Origin of the sequence: Nostoc sp. (assembly GCF_036918245.1) — a bacterium.
GTDB lineage: Bacteria > Cyanobacteriota > Cyanobacteriia > Cyanobacteriales > Nostocaceae > Nostoc.
This window is the reverse complement of the sequence record NZ_JBALEF010000018.1, coordinates 10,109-31,840: the sequence shown is the minus strand read 5'-3', so window position 1 is coordinate 31,840 and position 21,732 is coordinate 10,109. Positions and strand designations below refer to the sequence as shown.

14 protein-coding genes and 2 pseudogenes are annotated in these 21,732 nt (G+C 42.5%); 8 read left to right on the top strand and 8 right to left on the bottom strand.

What is annotated here, in order from left to right; genetic code table 11:
• The first annotated feature begins 16 nt into the window (after nucleotides 1-16).
• The gene (locus V7L12_RS04045) at nucleotides 17-1,408 is read left to right on the top strand and encodes a TIGR03985 family CRISPR-associated protein (RefSeq protein ID WP_335082359.1); all 1,392 of its coding nucleotides are present in this window, start codon (nucleotides 17-19) and stop codon (nucleotides 1,406-1,408) included.
• A 4-nt stretch (nucleotides 1,409-1,412) separates the two neighbouring features.
• Here the strand turns inward: V7L12_RS04045 and V7L12_RS04040 are convergent, their stop codons facing one another.
• On the bottom strand, nucleotides 1,413-1,643 hold the full coding sequence (locus tag V7L12_RS04040) for a hypothetical protein (RefSeq protein WP_335082357.1): 231 nt from the start codon (nucleotides 1,641-1,643) through the stop codon (nucleotides 1,413-1,415).
• 54 nt (nucleotides 1,644-1,697) lie between these two features.
• The gene (locus V7L12_RS04035) at nucleotides 1,698-2,939 is read right to left on the bottom strand and encodes a peptidase (protein ID WP_335082355.1); all 1,242 of its coding nucleotides are present in this window, start codon (nucleotides 2,937-2,939) and stop codon (nucleotides 1,698-1,700) included.
• A 546-nt stretch (nucleotides 2,940-3,485) separates the two neighbouring features.
• Here V7L12_RS04035 and V7L12_RS04030 point away from each other — a divergent pair.
• The 3 genes and pseudogenes from V7L12_RS04030 to V7L12_RS04020 all read left to right on the top strand — a co-directional run bounded on the left by V7L12_RS04030 (nucleotide 3,486) and on the right by V7L12_RS04020 (nucleotide 6,573).
• A complete protein-coding gene (locus tag V7L12_RS04030) occupies nucleotides 3,486-5,558 on the top strand; it encodes a serine/threonine-protein kinase (protein WP_335082353.1) in 2,073 nt (690 codons plus the stop codon).
• 449 nt (nucleotides 5,559-6,007) lie between these two features.
• Nucleotides 6,008-6,352: pseudogene (locus tag V7L12_RS04025) on the top strand (glycosyltransferase family 4 protein); the annotation flags it as partial.
• Between the two features lie 29 nt (nucleotides 6,353-6,381).
• Entirely contained in the window at nucleotides 6,382-6,573 is a 192-nt protein-coding gene (locus V7L12_RS04020) for a hypothetical protein (protein ID WP_104909255.1), read from the top strand.
• 24 nt (nucleotides 6,574-6,597) lie between these two features.
• Here the strand turns inward: V7L12_RS04020 and V7L12_RS04015 are convergent, their stop codons facing one another.
• Both V7L12_RS04015 and V7L12_RS04010 read right to left on the bottom strand, forming a co-directional pair.
• The gene (locus V7L12_RS04015) at nucleotides 6,598-9,267 is read right to left on the bottom strand and encodes a chloride channel protein (RefSeq protein WP_335082351.1); all 2,670 of its coding nucleotides are present in this window, start codon (nucleotides 9,265-9,267) and stop codon (nucleotides 6,598-6,600) included.
• A gap of 72 nt (nucleotides 9,268-9,339) precedes the next feature.
• Entirely contained in the window at nucleotides 9,340-10,653 is a 1,314-nt protein-coding gene (locus tag V7L12_RS04010) for a TldD/PmbA family protein (protein ID WP_335082349.1), read from the bottom strand.
• A 15-nt stretch (nucleotides 10,654-10,668) separates the two neighbouring features.
• On the opposite strand from V7L12_RS04010, the gene V7L12_RS04005 reads away from it, so the two are divergent.
• Entirely contained in the window at nucleotides 10,669-10,803 is a 135-nt protein-coding gene (locus V7L12_RS04005; RefSeq protein WP_334821193.1) for a hypothetical protein, read from the top strand.
• A 157-nt stretch (nucleotides 10,804-10,960) separates the two neighbouring features.
• Here the strand turns inward: V7L12_RS04005 and V7L12_RS04000 are convergent, their stop codons facing one another.
• The 3 genes from V7L12_RS04000 to V7L12_RS03990 all read right to left on the bottom strand — a co-directional run bounded on the left by V7L12_RS04000 (nucleotide 10,961) and on the right by V7L12_RS03990 (nucleotide 13,939).
• Nucleotides 10,961-11,821 carry a Tab2/Atab2 family RNA-binding protein gene (locus tag V7L12_RS04000; RefSeq protein ID WP_335082347.1) on the bottom strand — a complete coding sequence of 287 codons (861 nt, stop codon included), beginning with the start codon at nucleotides 11,819-11,821 and terminating at the stop codon, nucleotides 10,961-10,963.
• Between the two features lie 120 nt (nucleotides 11,822-11,941).
• Nucleotides 11,942-12,589, bottom strand: coding sequence for an HAD-IA family hydrolase (locus tag V7L12_RS03995; RefSeq protein ID WP_334821189.1), 648 nt, complete (start codon nucleotides 12,587-12,589; stop codon nucleotides 11,942-11,944).
• Between the two features lie 156 nt (nucleotides 12,590-12,745).
• Nucleotides 12,746-13,939, bottom strand: a complete 1,194-nt coding sequence (locus tag V7L12_RS03990) for an NAD(P)/FAD-dependent oxidoreductase (protein ID WP_335082345.1) — start codon at nucleotides 13,937-13,939, stop codon at nucleotides 12,746-12,748.
• 199 nt (nucleotides 13,940-14,138) lie between these two features.
• Between V7L12_RS03990 and V7L12_RS03985 the strand changes: the two genes are divergently transcribed.
• Nucleotides 14,139-14,762 (top strand): 4Fe-4S single cluster domain-containing protein, encoded by a 624-nt coding sequence (locus V7L12_RS03985; RefSeq protein WP_335082343.1) that lies wholly within the window; start codon nucleotides 14,139-14,141, stop codon nucleotides 14,760-14,762.
• 133 nt (nucleotides 14,763-14,895) lie between these two features.
• Entirely contained in the window at nucleotides 14,896-15,183 is a 288-nt protein-coding gene (locus tag V7L12_RS03980; protein ID WP_335082341.1) for a hypothetical protein, read from the top strand.
• Here V7L12_RS03980 and V7L12_RS03975 read toward each other — a convergent pair.
• Nucleotides 15,155-15,505 (bottom strand): annotated as a pseudogene (locus V7L12_RS03975) (ATP-binding protein); the annotation flags it as partial. The gene V7L12_RS03980 and the pseudogene V7L12_RS03975 sit on opposite strands and share 29 nt — an antisense overlap.
• A 76-nt stretch (nucleotides 15,506-15,581) precedes the next feature.
• On the opposite strand from V7L12_RS03975, the gene V7L12_RS03970 reads away from it, so the two are divergent.
• Nucleotides 15,582-21,644 (top strand): AAA family ATPase, encoded by a 6,063-nt coding sequence (locus V7L12_RS03970; RefSeq protein WP_335082339.1) that lies wholly within the window; start codon nucleotides 15,582-15,584, stop codon nucleotides 21,642-21,644.
• The last annotated feature ends 88 nt before the right edge of the window (nucleotides 21,645-21,732 follow it).

Genomic DNA, 21,732 nt, shown 5'->3' with positions numbered 1-21,732 from the left:
GACGTACTCAGCTACCGTGAATATACGTTTTACTCATCCCCCATCTTTACAATTATTACAACAACTAGCCAAAGGCTCTTTAGACCAAAGTCAAAATCTTACCCGTGCTATCCGGTTATGGGCGTTGCTGCATTGGCTTTATCACGACAAAGAGCATACAAAATTAGGAAATAATTTTACTTACGCAGATTGGCGTCAAGCTTTCTTTAGTCAAACTCATAAAGACGAAAAACAGGAAGCTATTCTCAATCACCAAGACCCGAATTGTGCTTGTGTCAAAACTATTAGACAATGGTTTCTAGAATTAGAAGTACCTATAGAGCAATGGAAATATTCTCTACAACAAAAAATATCAATATCTAATTCTGAACTAGAGAAATTACTAGAAGAACGCTTATTTTCTCAAGTTCGCAAATCATTGCAAAGTGATTTAGATTTATTAGTCAGTCGAAAGTATTTGCAAAGGGTATATTGCACACCTGGGAGAAGTAAGTATTACTATCGAGTCGAAATATTGCCAGTTATTGAAACTTATTTTAGTAGTAAAAATAAAGTTTATTTGGCAGAGACTTTAGGTATGTTCAGTTTTATTGACCCCAGTTTACCTTTACTCGCTGAAGAATTTTCGCAACAATTAGATGAAGATAATCATCGCGTATTTTTGTATGTTGATTATCTCGTACCAGAATCAAGTCCCATACAAGATGCAGTAGATGAGATTCAAAGCGAATTGCAGTCGCTTTGGAATTCAAGAGAAATTCTCCCCATACTATTGACTTATTACAGCGCTCATCTGAATTTACAAAACGAGTGCGCTGTTTACCCTGTTTGTATTTACTTTATGGAAAGAGCTAAATATTTGTGTGCTTACGGTAGTACTCCAACAGGTGAAATTAACTGGTACAAATATCGCTTAGATAGAATAGTTTCTAAACGGATAGAAACTCTAGATTGGCAAGACCCTCGCGTTCCTCAATTATTAAGAGAACAATATTACGATCGTCAACTACCAACTCCAAAAATAGTTAATACTAAATTAACAGAAGCTTGGGGATGCGATTTTTATAAAGATAAAGAACTAATGATATTACGGTTTGAACGAGATTTTCATAAACGCTATATACAAGGAATCAGCATTCACGATACTTTTAAAAGTATTGACTACAAAATGGTGGCAAAACTAATTAAACAAAGTACTCTTAATTCAGAAGATCAAAAGACTATTTTAGAAACTCTCCAATGTCGTCCAAGCACAGATGCTTATTACCAAGTGGATTACCGAGTTAGAGACTATTACGTACTTCGATGGTTGCGAGCTTTAGGTTCTAAAGTTGAAGTCTTACTTCCTTTAAATTTGCGCCAAGAAATGGCTGAGGAAATCCAAAATATCTGGAATTTGTATAAGTAATCCGTCATGAATTACGTACATAAATACCCTCTTGGAAGCAATGTTGGCGAGTCGAGCAATAATTGGCACTCGTGTAGATGCGATCGCTCTCCAAAGAAAATAAAATTACTACATTAGCGATCGCTATACTCAAAGCCAAAATAATCGTCTTAAAAGACCAATTATCTACACCAATAACCCTTAACTGAACTTTGTGCAATGGTATCGAGACTATTACGGTAAATAAAGAAAACATTCCGGGCTATATCCACTCATAGCAATGGTCTCGACACCAGAATCAGTAATTACTTCAGAAAATAGTCAATCTATATTTACCGCGTTCCTGTGGATTTTTGGAAGTAATAACTATATAGTATGTATCATCTTCAGGCAACCTAGCTCGGTCAATTAAAGCACTGTAGACACCACTTTTGTCTTTGTCTTTATCGATCGCGATCGCCTGTCCTTTAGAATTTAGCAAAGCTACATAAGGAGAAAACTCTTCATCAACACTATCTACCCGAATACTTATCAGCTGATTTTTTTTACCTTGAAAATTAGAAACATTGTAAGCGCCCCCATTTTGTTTCAGGGTTGAGCTTTTGGCAGTTAGTTGGTCTGATTCATCTAAAGTATAGCTAGCTCTATCATTCCTGAGAGCCAAACTATAGCGACCTGTATCTCCAGGATCTTGACTAGTAACAGCAATCTTGTAAATGCCATTCTTAGGCAGTCGCGCAAAAATGAATGCATCATCGCCACCACTGCTTTTATCCAAAGCGCCTTTTTTAACGATGATATTGTTATCAGGATCGTGCAGAAACAACAAGGGTTTTAAACTCAAGTTATTGGATCTACGTGTATCATTACTGCCAATCAGTCTAATTTGGACTAATTGATTTTCTCTGCCCTCAAACTCATAGAAATGAAAATATCTACCTTCAGATTGAAAGTCACTCTTACTTAAAATACCCAATGCAACATCTACAAAGTTAATCTCTTTGTAAGTTGGTGTTGCAGGTGAAGAAATCGCTGAATTATCGAGATTTTGGTTCCCAGTTGTAGCGACATTAGAACTTGGCTTGCGAACTCTCCCAGAGCCACCATTAGAACGATTGGCGTTTGAGTTAGCAATTCTAGCTCTAGACGATCTAGATGCAGAGCCACCACCATTGGAACGATTAGAGTTTGAGTTATAAGTCCTACGTCTAGACGATCTAGGAGTAGAGCTATTATCTGAAACGCTGGAAGTTCGCTGAGAATTTTCTCTATGAGATGATACACGAGGAGTCTGCTGTATTGGAGACTCAATAGAAGTCTTCCGTCTTGGAGATACTGATGCCTGAGAAGCAGGGATTTGCTCAATTCCTTTTTTTACTGCTTCTGGTTGTCTCTCATCTGGTGATTTAGCAATTATGAAGTCTTGAGAACTTTGAGATTTCACTAAAGCACTTATAGGCAGCACATTACTTGTGATTAACAAACTACTAGTCACGCAACCAATTAAAACATGACTTAATTTGCGACGATAGTTCTTGTTGTCTAATAACATAATTACGCTCCTAATTTTGCTGGTAATTTTGCCTCTTTCTGAAAGACAAAATTAATACTAGTTGCTGTTTTAACCGCAGCAGTTATGTAAACTGAAAGAGAAATTTAGCGTATATACCTTAGCGGCTTGCTAAAGGCATCGCCTGTAATCAAATGAATTCGTATATCCTACATATCCAAATATTTGCCACAATCAAATCGGAAAAATTATATTTTCAATTTAGACTACTAGAGGAAATCTCAATTTCGTAAGTATATACTGAGCTACAAACTTAAATTGCTGCTTTTCGGATTTTTGCCCAGATATTTTTGTAAACCTGACTAAATGACTCACACAGATGTAATACACAAGCAGACTTGATGCCCATCAATTCGTCAAAAGGCATCGCTCAAACACTATTTTTTGTAATTTATCTAAATTGTTCAATACCTGATGAGGTAAGTAAATTGGGGATTTGTATGGTGTCTCAGTGATATTTACTAACAAGAGAGATTATACTGCATGACTTAAGATGAATATATACCCCAATTCAAATGGATTCCCAGTATGCTCTGTTGTGTGAATCCCGATTGCCAAAAACCCTTAAATCCTGACAAAAACAACTATTGCCACAGTTGTAGAGCGGAATTGATACCCCTGCTAGGAGGTCGCTATCGCCCCACTCAGGTTTTATCAGACGAAGGCGGATTTGGTAGAACCTATCTGGCAAAAGATGTACACAAACTGAATGAATGCTGTGTTGTTAAGCAATTCGCGCCAAAACTTCAGGGAACTGGGCCCCTAACTAAGGCTGTTGAACTATTTAAACAAGAAGCGAGCCGACTGCAAGAACTGGCAGAACATCCGCAAATTCCAACTTTATTAGCTTATTTTGAGCAAAATAGCTATCTCTTTTTGGTGCAGCAGTTTATCGATGGGCAAAACTTGCTCAAAGAATCGGAAACGCGGGCAAACTATAACGAAACGGAGATTCGCCAACTTTTGCTAGATTTACTACCGGTACTGAAGTTTATCCATGTGCGGGGAGTGATTCACCGAGATATCAAGCCACAGAATATTATTCGCCGTCAAAGTGACGGGCGATTAATCCTAATTGATTTTGGAGCTTCCAAACTGCTGACAGCAACAGTGCAGACTAAAATAGGCACTGTGATTGGCTCACACGGTTACACTGCACTTGAACAGATGCAAGATGGAAAAGCTTACCCAGCCAGTGATTTATTCAGTTTGGGAGCTACTTGTTTTCATCTTCTGACTGGAGTTCGCCCATCTCAACTGTGGATATACCAGGGTTATGGTTGGGTTGCATCTTGGCGGCAACATTTAACCAGTTCAGGTAGGGACGGGATTTCTATATCTGTAGAGTTGGGTGAAGTTTTGGATAAGCTGTTGCAACTAGACATCCAAAAGCGTTATCAATCGGCTGATGAAGTCATCACTGACTTGACACCTCAACTACCACCATTGTCATCTGTGCCCCCAACTATACTTACACCAACATTTGCAGCTACCTCAGCAAACAAGTGGCCAGTTTCACCAAAATCAAATAACAATCTGAAAAGTCAACTGCTGTTAGGTTCTAGCATTTTGGTCTTGGGATTAGGGGGAGTTTGGTATTTTCAGTCTCGTCCCCATGCAGTCAGCGAGGTTCCTGAACCTATTTCTCAGCCTATTTCTCAGCCTATTCAGCCCCAAAAAAACGTCTCAGAAAATTCTTATCTACCCAAACCCTTCAAGGGGCATTCTAGTGACGTGAATTCCGTAGCTTTCAGTCCTGATGGTACAACCCTTGGCAGTGCCAGTGATGATAAGACAATCAAGCTATGGAATCTGACAGGTGGACAGGAAATCCGCACCTTAGAAGGACATTCCAATTGGATTTGGACTATAGCTTTCAGTCCTGATAGCAAAATCCTCGCTAGTGGCAGTGCAGACAAGACAATCAAACTGTGGAATCTGGAGACAGGAAAGTTAATCCGCACCTTGCAGGGAAATAGTGACGGAGTTACTTCTGTAGCTTTCAGTCCTGATGGCAAAACCCTTGCCAGTGGCAATGCTAGTAAGGATATGAAAATCAAACTGTGGAATCTGGAGACAGGAAAGTTAATCCGCACTTTAGAGGGGCATACCAGTGGTGTCGCATCTGTCGTTTTCAGTCCTGATGGTAAAACCCTTGCCAGTGGTAGCTGGGATAAAACAATTAAATTGTGGAATCTGGGGACAGGAAAGTTAATCCGCACCTTAGAGGGAAATTCAGAGTCGATTCTTTCAGTCGCTTTTGCTCCCGATGGTGTCATCCTTGCCAGTGGCAGTAAAGACAAGACAATTAAATTGTGGAATCTGAAAACAGGAAAGTTAATCCACACCTTAAAAGGACATCATGATAAGGTTAATTCTGTAGCCTTTTTGCCAAGCGTAAGTTCAAATGGTATCACCCTTGTAAGTGGCAGTAGTGACAAGACAATCAAACTTTGGAACCCAGTCACAGGAAAGGAAATCCGCACTTTGGACACAGGTTCTGGATATATTTATGCCGTTGCCATTAGCCCAGATGGACAAACCATTGCCGGTGGTGGAAGTGGTGAGAACATTCTCAAAATTTGGCAGATGATTAATTAAAAATATCTGATAGTGTACATTCGGGGTAGATTGCGACTTTTTCGGGTTCTACCTCAGAATATTTAGCTGTGCAAAAATCTCAAATTAATCCTAGCTTCAAAAGATGATATTGGCGAAGACTGCATTATGATAATATTCTTTACGTGCTCAGGATTATAGATTGAAAAAAATATCAAAATCTATCCCTAAGCCTACGAAAGTGGGTTTAGATAGGTTTTGTATTGTCAAAAAAATATCTCTAAATAAAAGGTTATGATTAATATATTTTTCCTGCTCATACTATTTTCTTCACTTTTAGGGCGAATTAAATTTCCAGGGATAAATATTGGTATTCATTATTTATTACTTCCGGCATTTTGCTTGGGAATCATCAGTTTATCTTTAAAAGAGATACCAAAAGTTGTTAAGAAACATAAAATAATTTTGATATCTATAAGTCTAATGTATTTCCAGATAAAGAATTGTGCGATCATTACAATCTCTGCGATGTTTTTGCTCTGCCTAGTAAAGGAGAAGGATTTGGGATTGTTTTTCTAGAAGCTTTAGCTTGTGGTAAACCTGTATTGGCGGGTAATCAAGATGGTTCTATTGCTCCCTTGGCTGACGGGAAGTTGGGATGTTTGGTCGATCCTGATAACGTTGAAGAAATTGCCGATAATCTAATTCAAATCCGGCAAGGCGATTGCTCTAATCGAGCAATTTACCAACCAAAATACTTACAACAAAAAACTATTGAAGCTTTTGATTTTAGCCAGTTTCGTGCAAGTTTAGCAAAGTTAGTTAGTGGTGATTAGTTACAATTTAAGAAAATTTGGTAACAAAAATGGAAGATTCAGTATTTGTTATATTTCTTGCCTTTGGGTTTATTTGGGTTTTGATGGGAGTTGTAGGTTGGATTGCGTTTCTAAAATCTGAGGGTGAGGAAATTAAGTTTGGTAAGTGGGGACTTATAGTTGCTATTCCAATCTTAATACCAATAATTTTTACTCTGATTATTGGTGTATTTTATCATTAATAAAATCACTAAAATCTATGTTTTTTACTTTTGAATCGCACCTCTAACCAAAATCACTGTACTTTCTACACCAGAGGCGATCGCTTCGGGAATATTACCTTGAATCGCCTGCTGTAACAATCCCTCGCGGGAAGCTCCCAAAACTATAACATCGTAACCTTCGGTTTTCACTAGGTTAATCACACCTTCAGCGACTGAATTAGCTTGTACGGGGAGAGCGACTATAGTACTGGACAATTTGCGGCGACGCATTAAATGGCGGATGGCTTGTTCTAAAACTGACATATCTGGCTTTAGTTCAGATGGCTTAAACACCTGTGTTAGGCGAATTTTGGGATCGTTTCCCAATGTAATTAAAGCCGGTAACAATTTAATTGCTAACGGGGAATTGGGGCCACCAGCAACTGGAACTAGCCAGTTGTTGAACTGGGGACTGGGGATTATTGGGGAAGGTGGGATCTCCTCTGGGGATAAGGGGTAATGGGGAGTATTGCCTAATTTTACTAACACGACTTCGCAGGTGGCTTGGCGAATTATGGTGTCAACAACGTTGCCAAAAATCCGACCAGGGGTAGATGTGTTACCTTTCCATCCCATCAAAATTAGGTCGATGTGTTGTTCGTTGATTGTCTCCAAAATTGCCTGCGCCACATCGTGGGTAACTCTAATCTGCGTGTGTAGAGGAATTTTCCATTTTTTTGCTAAGACTTCCGCCTGTCGTAACAAGCGGCGGCTTTTTGCCGTTCTTACCTGTGTTTCTGATGGGGAATTGTGGCGGGGTATCAGCATCACTTGCACGCAATCTATTTCATAATGGCGATCGCGGGCAATAGCTGCTGCCATAAGTAATAAAACACCTGCTGTTTCGGGATTAGCTACGGGTACTAATAATCTACCTCTACCAGTGCTGGGCGATCGCGTTTGGTAAACTATGTATGAAGGTTCTGGTCGCAGTTTAGGTGTCGCATTTTCACCATTAAGATGGTCTGCTTCCGCCCGAATAATATCTCCACGGGTAATAATTCCAATCAGTTTTCGTCCATCTACGACCGGTAAGCGACTGATTTGATAGCGATCGAGTAAATACAGGACATTACTTAGGGTGTGAATCGGTGTGACTGTTACCGGAGTGGTACTCATAATTTTCCCTAAGGGAGTATCATTTGCTAAGTTGCGATCGCGAATATTTAGTAAATCTGATTGCGTCACAATCCCTACAAGCTTACTTTCCTCTACCACTGGAAAACCACGATGATGGGAACGGGCGAATGCTTGGATGACTTCATCTAAAGGCATCTCCGTATCGAGAGTTTCTACCTGTTGCTGCATGACATCTTTGGCTGTCAAATTTGTCATTATCCCTCCCGCCGGCGCTGCTTTTTCGATAGTTATGCCATTCCACGCCAAAAGTTTGTCGTATAGCGATCCTGGCGCTAACTTTTCAGCAACTAGATACGATGTTACAGAGCCAATCATTAAGGGCAGCACTAAGTTAAAATCTGTAGTCATTTCAAACACAATTACTATCCCCGTCATCGGCACTCTGGCTACCGCAGTAAAAAATGCGCCCATTCCTGCCAATGCATAAGTAATTGGTAATCCACTCGCTATCCCGAAAGGAAGAAGCAAAGTCTGTTCTCCCATACCCACCAAGTAGCCAAGGGCAGCCCCAAGGGTCAAAGCAGGAGCAAATAATCCTCCTGGTACACCAGAGCCATAAGCGACGAGAGTTAGAATAAACTGGGAGATAAAGGCGATCGCGGCCATTGACCAGCTAGCCTCACCTGTAATTAAAATTTCCCGCAGTCCCGTGTTGTCTCGAAACGCTAGCGGTAGTAATGCCACAATCACTCCAGACACTACCCCAGCTAGGGCCACACGAGCAGGTAATCCAAAACGTAGAGAGCGGCGGTAAACACTTAAGCTAGCAATAATCCCGCGATTGAATAACGCCCCCATCAACCCAGCCACAACCCCTAACACTAAATAGAAGGGAATATCTTGAACAAAAAAATCTGTCTTGGAAGCAGTTAATGCTAGATTGAGATCCAGGCTGCGACCGCCCAATACGCGCGAGACGACGGCACCGATAAAAGAAGCCAGAATCGCAGTACCCAAGGTAAATTCCGAAAAATCCTGTAACAGTTCTTCTACTACAAACAACACACCTGCAATCGGCGTATTGAAGGCAGCGGCTAACCCTGCTCCTGCACCAGCAGCAATCAACTGGCGACGGTGATCTGGCGAAGTCGGAAACCACCGACTGAGTTGAGCTGCTAAAGCGGCGCTAAGTTGAACTGTTGGTCCTTCCCGCCCTAAAGCTAGCCCAGAACCTAGTGCCAGAATACCGCCCACTAGCTTGACCACGGCAACTCGCAAATCTAGAGCAATTGGTATACGGGCTAACACTGCTTTCACCTGAGGAATCCCGCTCCCAGAAGTTTCTGGTGCTACGCGCTCAACCAGCCATCCGGCAAGGAATCCAAAGGCAAGTCCGATAGCTGGTAGCACCAACCAAGCTGGTAGCAGCAGCGATGTCTGCACTCGCCAGGCACCTAGCAATCCTACCCCCGATTTAAGTAAGACTGCTCCAAGAGCAGAAACCAAACCAATCAGACAAGCTTCAAAAATTGCTAAACGACGCCGTGGTTGTAGCAGTTGCCGCAAGCGTTGGAAAATAGGTGAGTACCACATAATGTCAAATTTCTCAAAAATAATTCACAATTCAGGAGCGGAGCTTTCCTTGCTTCGCTCCTGAATTCTTCTTCAATTATTTCTCCCCGTCGTGGATAGCCCTTCTACTATCAAAGACGGAGTATAACAAGAACCATTCCAATCAACATCGTTGCCTAGTGTAACCAATTGCTTCAAGGCTGTGTAAACATTACCTGCAACCATCGTATCCTTAACGCGCCCAATTACTTGACCGTTTTGGACGCGGTAGCCTAAATCGACGTTGATCGAAAAATCTCCAGAAATACTGCCGCCACCACCCAACATTTGATCGACAATTAAGCCATTATCTAGTTGTTGAATCAAATCTGGTAGGGATGCCGAACCTGGTTGGATGAGAAAATTAAATAAACCAGGGGTGGGATAGCTACCTAAACCAGGGCGAAAACCATTTCCAGTGGTGTTAGTACCCAGTTGTGAGCCGGTGGTGCGATCGCCATAAAAACGCTGTAAAATCCCGTTTTGGATAAATACCAAAGATTGAGTCGGAGTGCCTTCATCATCAAAAGGGCAACTGTAAGGGCCAGCTTCTGGATCTTGGTAGAGGGTGAGACTGGGTGCAACTACTTCCTTACCCAAACGTTCTGCCCAAGGTGAAGCTGCTTCTAAAACTCGCTTGCCATTCAAAGCGGCTTGCACAGTACCCCAAAGCATATCGGCGGCTTTAGAAGTAAACAAAATTGGGACGCGACCAGTGGGAGGTGAGATATTTTCTCTGGCCCAAATTAACCGTTGTAAAATTTGATTAGCTAATCTCTGTGGGTCGAGTTCCCCCCGGTTGGTTTGACCATCAGCAACACTTAAAAAATCATCACCACGCACCCATTCTGCTGATACATAGCAGCTGAGGGTAGTATCAGTATAGTGACAATCTAAACCTTTGGTGTTGACTAGTCTGGTGGTTTCAATATCACATTCCCAGTCACCATTGCATACAACTTCGGGATAGGCATCACGGATGAGTGCGATCGCTTCTTTGCCCCAGTCCACCAAAACCTCTATCGGCAAACTTTCCCCTAAATCTGGGTAGTCAGGCTGAAAGTTAAAGCCTAATTCTACAGTTTCCGGTTGATTTAGTTGACTCAGAGCCAGAGCTTTTTCCACCATTACTTCAGCTAAGACAGAACCGTAAGCTACTGTCAGTCCCGGACGCCCGTTTCGCCAAAGCCGTAGTGCTGTACCTTCAGATTGGTTGGTTTCTAGCTGTTTGAGCCGGTTTGCCTCAAAAAACACTGGACGAGAAAGCGATCGCGACTGATACACCTCAGCAGCTTCTGCTCCAGATTTTATAGCTAGTTCCAGCAACTGTTCGGCTAGTGTATCTTGTGACAAATTTTCAGAACCCATGACTCTTAGTGAATTGTGGATTTTGAACCGCATATCAACGCTGTCTCAAGAGAAGTGCGATCGCACTTTCCAGTGATGAACGCAGATAACTATCCAAAAATCATCAGTGTTTCCTTACAGTTACGATTTGGAACCGCAGATCAACACTGATGGACGCAGTTAATTATCCCAAATCATTGTCATGTCTCAACGGATCTAGTCATTAGTCATTAGTCATTTGTCATTAGTCATTAGTCATTCATTGGGTATGGTTATTCTCCTTATCTTCCCAGTCCCTAGTCCTCAGTTGCCAGTCCCCAGTCCATTTTCACAGATTAACCTCTTGCAACAGCCAAAAACCAGCAAAAGATTGTGCTTTGGGATCGGACTGTACACCCATAAAATGTACTCCATTAGCTTTTTGCTTGGCTTCTTCAAAACCTTTAGCTTCTGCTAAGATTTGAGGTTTTTTGATATTTGCCACAATCCAACTTTCAGTTACACCAGTTTCTAAAAGCAATCTCGCCTCTTGACTGGTGTCAAGTTTTAAGAAAGCTAACTCCAAACCAGACATCCAGCCAGCCAAGGGTAGCGCTCTTGATGAAAAAATCAAAATACCAGGAATACGGGCTTCGGGTGAAACTTTCGCTAACTCTAAAGGGAAAGCTTCACCAAAGCCAATTTCCCACTCTGGCATATCAGCAAAATCCGCAGCATCTAAGGTAACAAATACCCACTGCTGTCCTTCCAAAGCATCTGGTAAACGTTGCGGCAAAGGTTTCTCCAAGCGGACTGAGGGATTAGTCCCCCCTTGATACCCTGCCTCTTGAGGATACACTTCTTCCATGCGCTGTTCTAACCATTGGTTAAGAACCAAAGTGCGACGGCTAGGCTGGGCGGGAATGCCCAAATCTTGGCAGGCTTTAGTAATCATATTGTTCATTTGGCGGCGGAAAAAGCGGATTTTAATTGGTGCTTTTCCAGCTTGGTTAATAGCCTCCTGCAATGCTGTCCGCAACCAGCCCGAATTTACCTGGGTACTGGGACAATATTGAGCATAACGAAACAAAGAATCTGCTTTTGCGCCGATATCCAAGGGGCTTTCGCAGACTAAAACTTCCCAAACTTTTTTTTGATTATCGTCCAAAATCGGACGGGAGTAAAAATCGATTTCCCAAATACTGCCCATGTTTTGCGGTAAAAATCTGGCTGTTATGTTTTCCTGATATGTTGATCATACGAGTGTTGGGGCGCATTGGGGATTGGGGATTGGGCAAAAGAGTGCTGAGTGGTAATTTAGAAAAAGCCTTTATTTTCCCCGATCGATCCAAACGCCTCGGAGTCCAGCTGCTTTGGCTGCATGATAATCTTCTACAATACTATCGCCGATATGCCAGGCTGCCTCTGGAGAACATTTATGTTTGTCTAAGGCAATAGCGAAAATTTGAGGATCGGGTTTCGCTGCACGTACCTGGGTAGAAATAGTGACGGAGGTAAAAAACTCTCTCAATCCCAAACTTTGCAATACAGAGTAAATCCGAGAATCAAAATTGGACAGTACTCCCAAAGTAACCCCCAACCGCCGCCAGTTGATTAAAGCTGGTAAGACATCGGGATAGACAAACCACGGTTCGCCAGTGCCAAAGTGGATGTAAAGTTCGCTAAAAAAAGCCGAAAAGTCAGAAAATTCCTTGAGAACACCTGCCCTTTCAAAAGTGTTCAGAGCAATTATCCGCCACCAATCAAACTCGCGCTGGGGAATATCTTGCAGTTCTGCATCTGGAAATATCGGTGGCGGCGCTGCTTTAAAGCTTTGGATGAAGGCTGTATTTAATGTTTCGGCTGAAACTATAACGCCAAATTCCTGGGCTATCTGACTATAAACGTCGCCCACACTACCTTTAACACCGAAGAGTGTACCCACAGCATCTAAAAAAATAACTTTCGGTTGTTCCATTAAATTTTGAAAATTTTGAATGTTGAATTTTAGATTTTGGCTTGTTAAGAGCTTCTGTGGGTAGAGTCTAGCATCTGCTAAGTAGATTGGCGGAAATAAAACAAATCATCGTAAACATCTTGGTTTTTACCAATGCCCAATGCCCAACCTTGAAAGTTATCGAGAAAGTGTTTCTATGATCGGACGGACTAGCCAATTAAAACCAACTTTAAGCTGATGGTCTAAAGTTGGCAGCCTATATAAGTAAGCAGCACGGCGGGCGACGTATGCCAAGGGACCATCTAGTTTAATTCCCAAACCAGTGAGAGTGGCGTTGTCTATTCCTAGTGCCATCATTTCTCCTAACTGCTGGTAGTGGAAGGGAAGGAGGGGGCGATTAGTCAGAGTTGCCCAGATATTCCAAGCAGTATAATCAGCTTGTTGAAAAGCCGCTTGTGCAGTAGCGGGGACTTGTTGTCCTTCAGCATCATGACAGTCTGCTAAATCTCCCAAGGCAAAGATTTCTGGATGATCGAGGACTTGCAGATTGGGTGTAGTGGTGATTTGACCACGCTGATTTTGCTTGAGAGAAAGAGATTTTACTACGGGCGCAACTCTAGTTCCCACAGTCCAAATTACCAAATCCACGGGAATCGTATCTAACTGGTTTTTGTACTCTAGGGAAATGCTATTTTGCTCGATTGATTCGACTTTGGTTTCTAAGTCAAGAAATACACCACGGGCATCTATTGCTTTCTTTGCTGCTTCCCGATTAAACTCCGGGGAAGTTCGCAAAATTTGGTCGGCGATTTCAACTATCCGAAAGCGTCCTCTTTCGCCTAGTCTGTCGGCTAATTTACAAACTAACTCTACACCACAGTAGCCAGCCCCAACGATCGCTACCCGAATTTTATCAGCATCCGATTCTTCTAAAAATCGCAGGCGTTCTTCTAAACGATAAGCATCAGAGATTGTGCGGAATGTGTAGGCGTAGGCTGTTGCACCAGGGACTAAATCTAGCGGTGTCTCACCTCCTAGCGCCAGCACTAATCGGTCGTAAGGGATTTCCGGCCCTTCTTGTATATTTACCCGTTGCTGGTCGATGTCAATTCCAGACACAACCCCTTGATAAAAACGCACTCCTGTCCCTTGCAAAAGTTCTTCAAAGGGTGGGGCAATTTCCCAGGTTTGCAGTTCGCCAGTGAGTAATTCGTAAAGTAAAGGAGAGAATAGGAAGCGATCGCTTTGATCTACTAGAACAATTTCGGGTTTTTGCGTAGATTCCCAAGGTAATTGGCTTAACCGCAGGGCTGTGTAGAGACCACCAAAGCCTCCGCCAAGGATACAAATTCTAGAAGTTTGTTCAGTCATCTATTCTATGCTATGCAACAATCAATATTAATTAGGCAACTAACTTCAGTCTAGTAAGTTAAAGCGGACTTTTCCAAACCTCCAAAAGTTTTTGAGAAATTAATCATCAATTAAATCTCCAGTTATATAACCATTGTCACGGTTATCTAACTGGAGATTCGCTATATTTAACAGTTAACGGCTAAAAGGAGTTAAAGAGATGGAAATTAAGCCAACTGACCCATCGCTAGCACTCATGGAAATTCCCCCAGGCTATCTCAATATTATGGGTTACGTCGATCAATCAGAAGTTAATGGCCCTGGTTGTCGTGCAGTCGTCTGGGTACAAGGTTGTCTGCGTGAGTGCCCTGGCTGTTTTAATACTAACTCCTGGTCTTTTGAGGCTAATCAATTGATTGCTGTTGATACCATTGCCGATAATATTCTCAGCAATCCGCGCAACACGGGTGTAACATTTTCTGGTGGAGAACCATTTTGGCAAGCAACCGCACTAGCATCTTTAGCCCGGAAGGTAAAAGCTGCTGGTTTAAATGTAATGTCTTTTTCTGGGTTCACTCTTAAGCAGCTACAGTCACAATCCGCGCCGCCAGGTTCCCAAGCATTGTTAGAACAACTCGATATTCTGATTGACGGGCCTTTTGTACAATCTCTGGCAATTAATTCTCCCAATTCTCCAGTTTCTTCTAGCAATCAACGGGTTCGGGTGTTAAACCCGGCTTTCCAAGACCAGATTACTTGGGCTAGCGACCAGATAGAAATCCACATCCTCAAAGATGGTGGTCGCATTGTCACTGGCTATCAAGGTGGACTAGAACTAACGTAGTGGGGTATGGGGTGTGGGGGTTAAAGCTTAAAAATTGACCTTCTGAGGCTCGACATTGACCTTCTGAGGGTTAAATTTTTACACCCCCGCTTCCTGATCGAATGCTCCGTCTGATGCTGAACGCCTTGCGGCTTTGGTACGCCAGCATCCACTGTCTGGTTTTGAACACTGCCACTTTGTTGGCAAATTAATCAATGCACCATGTGGAAATTCCAATACTCCAGGTTCTAACGATTTGTATATTGACCAGAGCAACTATGCTGAAGTTATTTCGGGTATACAAAGAGATGAACCTATAGTTACTGTTGCATACTATACCTTGCAAATCATTGGTATTTGCGATCGCAATTTTGGCAATTCTCACCCAAAACTGTCAGAATTTTGGCTTTCTATTGTTCAAGTTGGGCATCGGTTTCACTAAGTAATTGCCCCATTAAATCCCGAAATGCTTGTACAAAAGCTCTCAAGGGAATGTTGCGTTGGAATTGGTCATATTTCCCTTTGATAAAATAACCCCCTTGTCGCACAATGGGTTTATGGACTTCATTAATAACGGCAGTTTTACCAATACCAGAGAAACCTGCTACCAAAATCGTTTCAGTGTTTCCCTGTGCTACTCTGTCAAAGACTGCGAGTAAGCTTTCTACTTCTGCTTGCCGACCATAGAGTTTTTCTGGGATGATGAAGCGATGTCTACGACGGGCTACGCCTACGCAAATATCTCGCACTCCTAACTCAAAGTTGATCATTATCATTAAAATAAATCGCAAACTGTATAATTAGCGATGCGGCTCATGATAATCATCGAAAGAGATCACAATGATTGCCCTACCTGGAATTGCCATCCAAAGCAAAATCTATGAGAGTTCGGCATCTCTGGTGTATCGGGGGATCAAAGTGCAAGATAATCGATCGCTCATCGTCAAGATGCTAAAGCTTGATTATCCCTCTACCCAAGAACTGACTCGCTACAAACAAGAATATGAAATTACCCGCTCCCTCAACCTGCAAGGAGTCATCAAGGCATACAGCCAGCAGGAATATCAACGCACGCTTGTAATTTTATTAGAAGACTTTGGTGGAGAGTCTTTAGAACAATGGATGCACAAGTGTCCAGAGACTTTCTCCCCCATGCCCTTATCTACTTTCCTCCGGCTTGCCATTGACCTCACAGACATTTTAGGCAGAATCCATGCAGCTGATGTGATTCATAAGGACATCAACCCCGGCAACATTGTCCTCAATCCACATACTGGTGTTGTAAAAATCATTGACTTTGGGATTGCCACCCGCTTTAACCGCACAAATCCAACTTTCAAAAGCCACTATGCTTTAGAAGGAACCCTCCCCTACCTGTCTCCAGAACAAACCGGGAGAATGAATCGTTTACTCGATTACCGCACTGATTTCTATTCGCTGGGTGTGACCTTTTACGAACTGCTAACCGGACAACTGCCGTTTCCCACAAGGGACATCCTTGAACTAGTCCATTGTCATATTGCTAAACAGCCACCTCCACCTCATGAATTGAATGCAACGATTCCCAAAGCAGTTTCAAATATAATTATGAAACTGATGGCAAAAAATGCCGAGGATCGCTATCAAAGTGCTTGGGGAATCAAAGCGGATTTAGAAATTTGTGCCGAGCAATTAACAGAAATTGGTAAAATTGATAATATTCAACTGGGTCTGCAAGACATTCAAGATCGGTTTCAAATTCCTCAAAAACTCTATGGAAGAGACAAAGAAGTTGCAATGTTAATAGCGACTTTTGAGCGCGTTGCTGCTTCACCAAACCATCCAGAAAATATTTCAGAACAGGAACAAAATAGCAACTCAACATTCCCAGTCGAAATGATGTTGGTATCTGGCTATGCTGGAATTGGGAAATCAGCGTTAGTGCAGGAAATTTATAAACCAATCACCCAAAAGCGGGGCTATTTTATCTCTGGGAAGTTCGATCAATTTCAGCGTAATATTCCCTACAGTGCGATCGCAGATGCTCTGCAAAAATTAGTACAGCAACTACTCGGTGAGTCAGACGAGCAAGTGCAGCAATGGCGATCGCGTCTGCTTGCAGCCTTAGGTAACAACGGACAAATCATTATTGATATCATCCCAGAAGTTGAGTTAATTATTGGCAAGCAGCCACCTGCAACGGAGGTAGGCGCAACTGAAGCTCAAAATCGCTTCAATCGGATTTTTCAATCGTTTGTGCGGGTGTTTTGTGACAAGGAACATCCCCTAGTAATTTTTCTCGATGATTTGCAGTGGATAGACTCAGCAACGCTGAAGTTAATCGAGTTGATGCTGCTAGATGAGCAAATCCAATCTCTATTTTTAATTGGAGCATATCGAGATAATGAGGTAAATTCAACGCATCCACTCGCATTAATGCTAGAAAGACTGCGAAAACAAGGAGTAGTTTTTCAAGAAATTATTCTGACACCCTTAACGCTGGAACCATTGAATCAGTTGATTGCCGAGACACTACATTACAATCCTGACAATGTTCATTCTTTGGCTGAGTTAGTGCTGCGTAAAACTGAGGGTAATCCTTTTTTTGTCAATGAATTTTTGAAAATGCTGTATAGCGAAAATTTGTTGACCTTTGACCCCCCTCAATCCCACGCCAGATGCTACCCTGCGGGAACGCTAAGAGCGAACAAGTCGGCAGAGCCGCCCAACGCACTGGCTCCCCTTAGTAAGGGGGGGTGGCAATGGAACATTGCTCGAATCCAAGCCCAAAATATTACCGATAATGTTGTGGAATTAATGCTGGTCAAGTTGAAGAAACTACCAGACTCCACACAGCAAATTCTCCGATTAGCGGCTTGTATTGGAGCTGAATTTGATTTAGATGTTTTATCGATTGTTTGTAATAAATCACCTCAATTAGTCTTTTTAGATTTACTCGCAGCCATACAAAATGGATTAATTCAACCCCTATCTGAATTAAATGAAAACTTGTTAATTAAAGAGCATAAGTTTCTGCATGATCGCGTACAGCAAGCAGCATACGCCTTAATTGATGAGCCGCATAAACAAGTTGTTCATTTACAAATTGGGTGTAATCTCCTCAAAAAAACTTTGCCAGAGCAACTATCAGAACGAATATTTGAAATTGTCGATCATCTCAATCATGGAATTGGGCTGATTACCGAGCAATCCGAACGCAATGAAATTGCGCGATTAAATTTAATCGCAGGTCAAAAAGCAAAAGCAGCGATCGCCCATAATATCGCTAAAAACTATTTAGCCACAGGGAGAGAATGGCTGGCAGCATCTAGCTGGCAAACAAACTATGACCTGACCTTAGATTTATATTCAGAAACAACAGAAGTCGCATATTTGTGTGGCGATTTTGAGCAGGTAGAATATTGGGTGGCGATCATTCTACAAAAAGCTAAAACAGTTCTCGACAGCGTGAAAGTTTACGAAGTCAAAATTCAAACATACATAGCGCAGAACCAATCATTGAAAGCGATCAATACGGCATTGCAAGTTTTGCAGCAACTGGGAATCGGTTTCCCTGAAAAGCCAAGTCAATCAGATATTCGCCTTGAACTAGACGCAATCGCATCACTCATCGGCTCAAAGCCGATTGAGGACTTGAGCCATTTGCCCCAAATGACAGAGCCGGACAAGTTAGCGGCGATGCGAATTTTATCAAGCATCACGGTTGCTGCCTATATTGTGGCTCCCGATTTGATGCCTCTACTTGCATCTAAACAGGTCAACTTGTCCATTCAGTATGGTAATGCGTTTGCTTCTCCCTTTGCCTATGCCTTGTGTGGATTAATTCTTTGTGGAATGGTGGGAAACATCGAGTCTGGCTATCAGTTTGGACAGCTTGCTTTAAGGCAGTTGTCACAGCCGAATACCCATTCCCTCAAAGCCAGGACATTGATGTTTGTAAATATCTTCATCATCCATCGGAAAGAACATGTTAGAAAAATATTGCAGCCATTACTAGAAGCCTATCAAAGTGGACTAGAAACTGGAGATTTTGAGTTTGCTGCCTATTGCGCTCACACTTACTGCCTCCAATCCTTTGTCGTTGGAAAGGACCTCTTGGAGGTTGAACGGGAGATGAGGACATTCAGTGAAGCAATCCGTCAATTTAAACAGGAAGCAGTACTCAATTGGGCTGAAATATTTCAGCAGTCTATCTTAAATTTGAGGGAATGTCCGGTCAATCCAACCAGTCTAATTGGCGAATCCAACAATGAGGAGAATACACTTACACAAGACGGACAAGATGGATTTGCAATCTTTCTAGTGTATTTCAACAAACTTCTCGTATGCTATCTATTTTCTAAGTACGATCAAGCAGTTGAAAACTCAGCTAGAGCAGAAAGTTATTTACTCCAAGTAAGAGCGACACCCTCTGTTCCTTTGTACTACCTCTATGACTCTCTGGCAAGGCTTGCGGTATACCCTAGAAGCAATAATCAAGTGCAAGAGGAAATCCTCAAAAAAGTTGCGGTTAACCAGGAAACAATAAAAGATTGGGCACGTTATGCGCCCATGAATTATTTACATAAATATCATTTGGTGCAAGCAGAGATTGCACGAGTTTCAGGACAATTGCTTGAGACAGAAGAATTCTATGAACAAGCCATTCAAGGAGCCAGTGAAAATGGATATATCCAAGAAGAAGCGTTAGCTTATGAATTGGCTGCAAAACATTATTTGGTGCGAGGTAGAGAAAAGTTTGCCCAAACCTACATGAAAGAAGCTCACTACTGCTATGAACGTTGGGGAGCAGTTGCAAAGGTCAAAGATTTAGAGACTCGCTATCCGCAGCTATTTCCTCAGCCATTGGGTATGGCTTCTACACCAATTCATACAACTTCTGGAACCACCTCTAATAACTCAGACATCGCTTTCGATTTAGCGGCGGTACTAAAAGCATTCCAAGCAATTTCTAGTGAAATGGAACTGGATCAATTGCTCAGTTCTTTGATGAAAATCTTAATTGAGAATGCTGGCGCACAAACAGGATTTCTGATTTTGGAAAACTTAGGAGAATGGGCGATTGAAGCTTCTTATGAACTCAATGATGGTAAGAATGTCTGTGCTACACAAATACTGCAATCCATTCCACCAGCAAATCGATTGCCTGAATCAATTATTAATTATGTGATTCGGACTCATGAATCTGTCATTTTAAATGATGCCACTCGTGAAGGTAATTTTATCAATGAGCCATACATTCAACACAACCAAACTCAATCTATTTTCTGTTTGCCACTGTTGAACCAAGGTAAGCTTGTTGGCGTATTGTATCTAGAAAATCAATTAGCAACTGGAGCATTTACACCAGAGCGATCGCAAGTTTTACATCTCCTATCTACCCAAGCAGCGATCGCCATTGAAAATGCCAAACTTTACTCCAAGTTGCGCGCTAGCGAAAGTCAGATGGCTCAATTCCTGGAAGCGGTGCCGGTAGGAATTGGAGTCGTGGATACACTGGGTCGCCCTTGCTACGCCAATCAACAGGCAATTCAGCTATTGGGCAAAGGGATTATTCCTGGTGCGACACCAGAGCAACTTGCAGAAATTTATCAACTTTATCTAGCGGGAACAGAGGAACCATATCCCATTGAGAACTTGCCAGTGATGCGGGCGTTAAAAGGCGATCACACGAGAATTGACGATTTAGAAATTCACCAACACAACGCCATCATTCCAGTTGAAGGGTGGGGAACTCCAGTTTTTGATGAACAGGGCAATGTGATTTATGCGATCTCAGCTTTTCAAGACATTACAGAACGCAAGCAAGCAGAGCAACTGTTAGCCGATTACAACCGCACCTTAGAGCAACAAGTAGCCCAACGAACGGCAGCTTTACAAGCAAGCGAAGCCGCACTGCGCCATCGAGAACAGGAATTACGACTGATTACCGACGCTCTCCCCGTTTGTATCTGCTACATAGATACAGAGCAGCGCTATCGATTTATCAACCGCACCTATGAGGACTGGTATGGCTGTAGTCGAGATAAAATTCTGGGTAAGCAGGTTCGTGAAGTCATGAGTGAGGCAGCTTATCAAATTATTGAACCGTACATCAATCAAGCCCTAGCAGGACAATTTACAACCTATGAAGCAGAAGTCCCTTTGCCGATGGGCAAAAAGTATCTTGCTGTCACCTCCATTCCCGATTTCGATCGCCACGCTCAAGTCAAAGGATACTATGGTTTGATTGCAGACATTAGTGAACAGCGCAACGCTGCACTAAGGGAACGCCAACGCGCCGAAGAATCATCAATTCTGCAAGAACGCAACCGCATGGCTAGAGAAATCCACGATACACTAGCCCAGGCTTTTACTAGTATCATCGTTCACTTAGATGCTGCCTCCCAACGTCTTACCCTCGATCCAGATGCCGCCCAGTCACACCTAAAAACAGGGCGGATCTTGGCGCGTTCCGGGCTGGCGGATGCCCGTCGCTCAGTAGAAGCGCTCCGCCCGCAGATATTAGAAGAAGGGGATTTACATAGCGCACTTGATCGCCTCGCGGCTCAGATGTTTTCTCATACCTCAGTGCAGGTCGTCTGCGAAGCAATCGGCGAACCATATACTTTACCGAAAGAGGTGGAAAGTAATTTACTTCGCATCGGGCAAGAAGCGTTAACCAATGCCTTTAAGTATGCTAATGCCAGCGAAATCCGCGTTGAGTTGCGGTATGAATCATCGCAAGTCGTCTTGCAAATCAAAGACAATGGGCAAGGGTTTGAAAGCCAAAGTCTATCCGTCAGTCGGGGCTTTGGGTTACTGGGAATGACCGAACGCGCCCAACGCATTGGAGGAGAATTGACGATTGTCAGCCACTTGGGACAAGGCACAGAAATTGTAGTCAGAGTACAAACGCCATGACCGAAAATGAAAAGGATACAGAGCCAATAAATTTATTTATTTATGAGTGTCTTTAATTTTGAATTCGGAGCGTTCGCCCTTGGCGTCT

Bases quoted from the DNA above. Each gene is read 5' to 3' on its own strand.
- V7L12_RS03990 (WP_335082345.1), bottom strand. From the start codon at position 13,939: ATGACTGAACAAACTTCTAGAATTTGTATCCTTGGCGGAGGCTTTGGT.
- V7L12_RS03995 (WP_334821189.1), bottom strand. From the start codon at position 12,589: ATGGAACAACCGAAAGTTATTTTTTTAGATGCTGTGGGTACACTCTTC.
- V7L12_RS04030 (WP_335082353.1), top strand. From the start codon at position 3,486: ATGCTCTGTTGTGTGAATCCCGATTGCCAAAAACCCTTAAATCCTGAC.
- V7L12_RS04035 (WP_335082355.1), bottom strand. From the start codon at position 2,939: ATGTTATTAGACAACAAGAACTATCGTCGCAAATTAAGTCATGTTTTA.
- V7L12_RS04020 (WP_104909255.1), top strand. From the start codon at position 6,382: ATGGAAGATTCAGTATTTGTTATATTTCTTGCCTTTGGGTTTATTTGG.
- V7L12_RS03985 (WP_335082343.1), top strand. From the start codon at position 14,139: ATGGAAATTAAGCCAACTGACCCATCGCTAGCACTCATGGAAATTCCC.
- V7L12_RS04000 (WP_335082347.1), bottom strand. From the start codon at position 11,821: ATGGGCAGTATTTGGGAAATCGATTTTTACTCCCGTCCGATTTTGGAC.
- V7L12_RS04015 (WP_335082351.1), bottom strand. From the start codon at position 9,267: ATGTGGTACTCACCTATTTTCCAACGCTTGCGGCAACTGCTACAACCA.
- V7L12_RS04010 (WP_335082349.1), bottom strand. From the start codon at position 10,653: ATGGGTTCTGAAAATTTGTCACAAGATACACTAGCCGAACAGTTGCTG.
- V7L12_RS04040 (WP_335082357.1), bottom strand. From the start codon at position 1,643: ATGTTTTCTTTATTTACCGTAATAGTCTCGATACCATTGCACAAAGTT.
- V7L12_RS03970 (WP_335082339.1), top strand. From the start codon at position 15,582: ATGATTGCCCTACCTGGAATTGCCATCCAAAGCAAAATCTATGAGAGT.